Below are 5,843 nucleotides of genomic sequence, written 5' to 3'. Positions count from 1 at the left end.
TGTAGCGCGGCGGGAAAAGGAACAGGGCCGCCGGAACGCAGACGGCCAGGGCCAGCAACCAGCCCAGCAGCCGCTCGGGCAGCGGCCCCACCGGGGCGCACACCGGCAGCAGGAACGTCATCAAGGTGGCGCGTTGGCCGGCGGCGATCAGCTCACTGAGCAACCCCAGCACGCTGACCAGGGTGCCGACCACGAAACAGAGCGGCACCGCGATCCAGGGGTGCGGAGCCGCCCAGGTGCCCAGTGCGATCAGCACGAACCCGTTGATCCCCAGGCCGCTGTAGGCCATCGCCCGGGTGCCCACCGAGCCGGGGAAGTCGGCGACGACCAGCAGCGCGATCGCCCCGACGAGTGTGAACACCGGGGCCTGTGTCGGGCCGGCTACCAGCAAGCTGACGATGGCGGCCAGCGGGATGACGATGGCGGCTCGGACCGCGCGGCGCAGGCCGTCGTGGCCGGGGTCCCGGGCGCGCAGCGAAGCAGCCAGATTCCGGAACGCACCGGAGCGAATCGCGTTAGGGGGCATCGGTTAGAGCAGCGGCACGTTGGCGAAGCGGCCGGCTTCCAGATCGTCCAGCATCGTCGTGCTGATCCACTCGAACATCCTCGCCTCCCGGGGGAGGGTGGCCTGTTCGTAGCCGACGAAGACATAGACCGCCCAGGATGCGTAGGTCTGTGCCTGCCGGGCGTCGCCGACGATGTCGAAGGCGGCTTCGAAGATGACGTCGAAGCGCTCCTGGTCGACCTCGCGCTGCACGTCGAGCACCTCGGCGTCCACCGAACTCCAGGCCCGGATGGCGGCTTCGGCGCCGTGCGGCAGGGAGAGGGCGACGTCGATGATGGCCTGAATCCGCCGCCGGGGGTCGGGTTGAGCGCGGATCACCTCGATCAGCCGCACCGTCCGGTCCTGCCGCCAGTAGCCCAGCAACTCCTTGGTGTAGGCGTTCCATCCGCTGAAGTAGTGATAAAAGGAACCGGTCGTGACACCCAGCCGGCTGCACAGCTCGGCCAATTTCAAGCCACCGAAGCCGCGGTCGGCCAGGATCTCCAGACCCGCCTCGAAATACGACTCGCGGGCGGCGACGATGGGCATGGGTCAGACATTAGGCTTCCGGCGCTCCGACCGTGGTGGAGACGGTGCGGACGCGACGTGGAAACACCATCTGGCAAACTCCCAGCCGGCACTTTCGACGTGGGCCAGTGCGCCTGCGTTGCAGCGCCGCCGGGCACTCGCCCGCGGTGTACCGTGTTTTACGCGCCGGAGATCGATCGCCAGTTTCAGCAAATTATAGCCGTGTCATTTAACGGGCCGAATATCTGGCGGTAATATCGGTGATTCGCAATTTCAGCAACGGTCACAACGCGTGGGACAGCGACCCGCCGGGCTCTGGACAATTGTCGGTTGGAACTACCTTGGTCGCGTCTGGCACAATCGAGTGATGCAGAAGGCGGCGAGTCGCGGGCCGGGCCGGCCGCCCGCAGCGAAATCTGCGGAGACCCGTGGTCGCATTCTCGTCGCCGCCCGCGAGGTGTTCGGCGAAGTCGGTTATGACGCGGCAACCTTTCAGGAGATCGCCGCGCGCGCCGATCTGACCCGCCCGGCGATCAACCACTACTACCCGTCGAAGCACGCCCTCTACCGGCACGTCGTCGAGCAGACCAACACCGCCGCGATCTCCGCCGGCCTCGAGGAGGCGGCGCAGGAACAGAGCTTTCATGGCCGAATCCAGGCGTTTCTCGACGCGGCCGTGCAGGCCAAGGACTACGACCGCGCGGCGGCGGCCTTCATGGTGACCTCGGTGCTGGAATCGCAGCGCCACCCGGAGTTGAAGCGGGAGGACGGCGATTCGCTGCAGCTGACCCGCGAATTCGCCATCTCGGCTGTCCGCGACGGGATCGGCCACGGTGAACTGCGCTCCGACCTCGACGTCGACTCCGCAGCGGAGATGTTGGTGGCGGCGTTTTGGGGACTGGGGTTCTATGCGGGCTTCGTCGGTGACCAGGACCGGTTGGTCATGGTGAGCAACCAGTTCATGGGCCTATTGCGCGATAGCGGCTGGCTGGCCACCGAATAGCCTGTCTAACTTTCGTTACCATGGGGTTTTTGCGACCGTCAGTTTGGAGCACCCATGAGCAGTCTGCGCAGCCACGATGACAGTTGGGACATCGCCACCAGCGTCGGTATGACGGCGGTGATGGTGGCTGCCGCCCGGGCCCGGGAGACCGAGAGCCCCCAACCGCTGATCCGCGACCCCTACGCCCGGGCTCTCGTTGCCGGCGCCGACACCGGCGTCTGGGAGAAATTCCTCGACCCGGCCATGCAGGAGCAGGTGGCCGCTGCCGATCCCGAAGCCGCCGCCCTGTTCGCGAACATGCTCGGATACCAGGCCGTCCGGACGCATTTCTTCGACACCTTCTTCGCCGACGCCGCCGCCTCGGGCATCCGCCAGGTGGTGATCCTGGCCGCCGGCCTGGACTCCCGGGCCTACCGGCTGTCCTGGCCGGCCGGGACGGTGGTTTATGAGATCGACCAGCCCAAGGTCTTGGAGTACAAGGCCGCCACGCTGGCCGATTACGGCGTCACCCCGCTTGCCGAACGCCGCGAGGTGGCCGTCGACCTGCGTCAGGACTGGCCCGCCGCGCTGCAGGCGGCTGGCTTCGATCCGGCCGGCCCGACCGCCTGGCTGGCCGAGGGCCTGCTGATGTACCTGCCGGCCGAGGCCCAGGACCGGCTCTTCGAGCAGATCGGTGAGCTGAGCGCTCCGGGCAGCCGCATCTCCGCCGAAGCGGTCCGTCATCACGACGAGGACCGCCGGGCGCAGATGCGGGAACGCTGGGAGAAGATGGCCGACGACCTGGGCATCGAGCGCACCGTCGACATCTCCGACCTGACCTACAACGACCCGCACCGCGCCGACCTCACCGAATGGCTCAACGGCCACGGCTGGCGTGCCACCGGCACACCGTCCGTCGACGAGATGCGCCGGCTGCACCGGTGGGTTCCGGTGCCCAATCAGGATGATCAGGACGGATTCTCCACCTTCGTGGTGGCCGAACGGCTGGCCGCAGCGGCGTTAGGGAGCTAAGAGCCAGGGCACGGTGATCCTGGTGACGTCGGCGATCAGAGCGTCCAGCAGGGGCGCTTTGGGATCGTCGGACCGGGTCCGGGTCATCACCGCCAACTGCAGCCGCTCTCCGTCGGGTCCGAACGCCAGGCCGATGTCGTTGGTGCTGGCGTAGTCGCCACCGCCGGTCTTGTCGGCGATGCTCCAGCCGGCCGGCAGGCCCGCGCGGATTCGCTTGTCGCCGGTGACGATGGTGCGCATCCACTCCAGCAGTTGCGCGCGATGGGGTGCGTCGAGCGTGTCGCCGATGAGCATGTTCACAAAGCCGGTGCTCATCGCCCGCGGGCTGGTGGTGTCACGCGGGTCGCCGGGGATCGCGGAGTTGAGTTCGAGCTCCCAGCGGACCGTCCAGGTGCGGTCGTCGCCCACCGAGCGGGCGAATTCGGTGACCGACATCGGTCCACCGAGCATTTCGACCAGGATGTTGGTGGCCGTGTTGTCGCTCTGGCGCACCGCGGCCGCGCACAGGTCTGACAGCGGCAGCCAACCGCCCACATGGGGTTCGGTGATCGGCGAGGCGACCGGGACGAAGAAGGCCGGATCGATGTATGCCTCCGCGGTTTGCTTCAGTTCCCCGCTCTGGTCCTTCTGCAGCATCTGGGCGGCCACGTAGGCCTTGAACGTCGAGCAGTGGGCGAACAGGTCGTTCTCGCGGTAGCCGAGAATGCGGTTGGTCCCCAGATTGGCGCCGTAGAAGCCGACTTTCGCGTTGTAGCGGTCCTCGAGTAGGGCGAGCTGATCATCGATGGGCGCGACGTCGGCGAATGCCCGGGCGGTCCGGCGGTCGTTCTGGCCGGAAATCGCGATGGCGGCCAGAGCCGCGCCGGCGCCCAGCATCCTTCGGCGGGGGAGGGTCACCGCGGAAGGCTAGCTGAACCGGGGCCTACCCGGCTGACTACCTGCGGCGGTGAGTTTCCGCCGGTCGCCACAGAGAGGATTCCCATGCCCGGAGTGCAGGATCGAGTCATCGCAGTCACCGGCGCCGGTGGCGGACTGGGCCGCGAATACGCACTGACCCTGGCCCGCGAAGGCGCCAGCGTCGTCGTCAACGACCTCGGCGGCTCGCGCGACGGCACCGGGGCCGGGCAATCGATGGCCGACCAGGTGGTGCAGGAGATCTCCGACGCCGGCGGACGGGCGGTGGCCAACTACGGCAGCGTCGCCGACGCCGAGGGTGCGGCGAGCATCATCGCGACCGCGCTGGAGGAGTTCGGCGCCATCCACGGCGTGGTGAGCAACGCCGGCATCCTGCGCGACAGCACGTTCCACAAGATGACCGCCGACAACTGGGACTCGGTGCTCAAAGTTCATCTCTACGGCGGCTACAACGTGATCCGGGCGGCCTGGCCGCACTTCCGCGAGCAGAGCTACGGCCGCATCGTGGTGGCCACCTCCACCAGTGGGCTGTTCGGCAACTTCGGTCAGGCCAACTACAGCGCCGCCAAACTGGGTCTCGTCGGCCTGATCAACACGCTCGCCCAGGAGGGCGCGAAGTACAACATCAAGGCCAACGCCGTCGCCCCGATCGCGGCCACCCGGATGACCGAGGACATCCTGCCGCCGGAGGTGTTCGCCAAGCTGACCCCCGAGTACGTCGCCCCGGTGGTCGGTTACCTGTGCAGCGAAGAGGTGCCCGACTCCGCGTCGGTGTTCATCGTCGGCGGCGGCAAGGTGCAGCGCGCGGCGATGTTCCAGAACGAGGGCGTGACCTTCGATCAGGTGCCCAGCTTCGACGAGGTCGCCGCACAGTGGTCGACCATCGACGACATGTCGGCGGCCAAGCCGGCGTCATTCAAGCTCGGGTGACCACCGGTGGCCTGATCCTGACCGCGGTGGCCATCGCGGTCGGCTTGGCCGGAATCTTCGTGCCGATGCTGCCGGGCTCCCTGCTGGTGTGGGTGGCCATCGCGGTGTGGGCCTACCTCGTCAGCACGACGACCGGCTGGGTGGTGTGCGGCGTCGCCACCGCGCTGCTGGGTGCCGGGATCCTGGTCAAATACGTGTGGCCGGCCCGCCGGATGCGGGCCGCCGACATCAGTGGCCGCACTCTGCTGGCCGGCGGCGCGCTGGGCATCGTCGGCTTCTTCGTCATCCCGGTGGCCGGTCTGATCATCGGCTTTGTTCTCGGGGTTTTTCTGGCTGAACTGGCTCAGCGCCGGGACCGCAGCCGCGCGTGGGCGTCGACGGTGCATGCGGTCAAGGGTGTGGCCCTGTCGGTGGGCGTGGAACTGGGTGCGGCGCTGTTGGCCGCGGCGGTCTGGGTGGTCGGCGTCGTCCTGACCAACTGAGCCCGCGGCTGTGCGGTTTCATCCCTGACACGCCGTCGCGCTCGTATCGGTCCGCACAGTCGCCGATAAAGCCGCACAGCCGCAGAACCCGCCGCAGGCTCAGCCCAGCAACTGGTTGCGCAACCGGGCGACGTCGTCCTCGGTGACCTGCGCGGCGGCCAGGAAGCCGGGCAGCCCGCCGTGGGTCTCGTCGAGCACCCGCCGGGCTGCGGCCAGGTAGTCCGCGCGCACGCCCAGCACCTCGTCGGTGAGCCGCGACTCGGCGAACGAGACCACCTCGTCGGTGATGCCCTCCCGGCTGCGAATGGTGGCCAGGATGCTGTCCCGCAGCCGGCCGACGGCGTCGTTGCTGCGCAGGTAGTCGGCCAGGATGTCGTCGGGCGCCAAGCCCGCTGCCTCCAGTGCCACCGCCACCGCGAACCCGGTGCGG

7 protein-coding genes and 1 pseudogene are annotated in these 5,843 nt (G+C 68.2%); 4 read left to right on the top strand and 4 right to left on the bottom strand.

What is annotated here, in order from left to right; all coding sequences use genetic code 11:
• Together ADBZ6I_RS15355 and ADBZ6I_RS15350 are read right to left on the bottom strand one after the other, a co-directional pair.
• Positions 1 to 526 (bottom strand): annotated as a pseudogene (locus tag ADBZ6I_RS15355) (FUSC family protein); the annotation flags it as partial.
• 3 nt (positions 527 to 529) lie between these two features.
• On the bottom strand, positions 530 to 1,093 hold the full coding sequence (locus tag ADBZ6I_RS15350) for a TetR/AcrR family transcriptional regulator (protein WP_526385328.1): 564 nt from the start codon (positions 1,091 to 1,093) through the stop codon (positions 530 to 532).
• 346 nt (positions 1,094 to 1,439) lie between these two features.
• Here ADBZ6I_RS15350 and ADBZ6I_RS15345 point away from each other — a divergent pair, with 346 nt between their 5' ends.
• A complete protein-coding gene (locus ADBZ6I_RS15345) occupies positions 1,440 to 2,075 on the top strand; it encodes a TetR/AcrR family transcriptional regulator (RefSeq protein ID WP_526385326.1) in 636 nt (211 codons plus the stop codon).
• A gap of 54 nt (positions 2,076 to 2,129) precedes the next feature.
• The gene (locus ADBZ6I_RS15340; protein ID WP_526385324.1) at positions 2,130 to 3,086 is read left to right on the top strand and encodes a class I SAM-dependent methyltransferase; all 957 of its coding nucleotides are present in this window, start codon (positions 2,130 to 2,132) and stop codon (positions 3,084 to 3,086) included.
• On the opposite strand, the gene bla is transcribed toward ADBZ6I_RS15340, so the two are convergent.
• Positions 3,075 to 3,962: a class A beta-lactamase gene (bla, locus tag ADBZ6I_RS15335; RefSeq protein WP_526385330.1), complete on the bottom strand. Its 888-nt coding sequence runs from the start codon at positions 3,960 to 3,962 to the stop codon at positions 3,075 to 3,077. The two genes, ADBZ6I_RS15340 and bla, sit on opposite strands and share 12 nt — an antisense overlap.
• Positions 3,963 to 4,067: 105 nt before the next feature.
• On the opposite strand from bla, the gene ADBZ6I_RS15330 reads away from it, so the two are divergent.
• A complete protein-coding gene (locus tag ADBZ6I_RS15330; protein ID WP_526385322.1) occupies positions 4,068 to 4,931 on the top strand; it encodes an SDR family oxidoreductase in 864 nt (287 codons plus the stop codon).
• Positions 4,928 to 5,413 carry a DUF456 family protein gene (locus ADBZ6I_RS15325; protein WP_526385320.1) on the top strand — a complete coding sequence of 162 codons (486 nt, stop codon included), beginning with the start codon at positions 4,928 to 4,930 and terminating at the stop codon, positions 5,411 to 5,413. Before ADBZ6I_RS15330 ends, ADBZ6I_RS15325 begins: the two co-directional genes overlap by 4 nt.
• Positions 5,414 to 5,512: 99 nt before the next feature.
• Here ADBZ6I_RS15325 and ADBZ6I_RS15320 read toward each other — a convergent pair.
• Positions 5,513 to 5,843: tyrosine-protein phosphatase (locus ADBZ6I_RS15320; RefSeq protein ID WP_526385318.1), on the bottom strand; the 331-nt coding region annotated here is incomplete at its 5' end.

Source organism: Mycobacterium sp., assembly GCF_044342925.1.
GTDB lineage: Bacteria > Actinomycetota > Actinomycetes > Mycobacteriales > Mycobacteriaceae > Mycobacterium.
The sequence above is the reverse complement of the archived record's forward strand: the minus strand, read 5'-3'. Positions and strand labels throughout refer to the sequence as shown.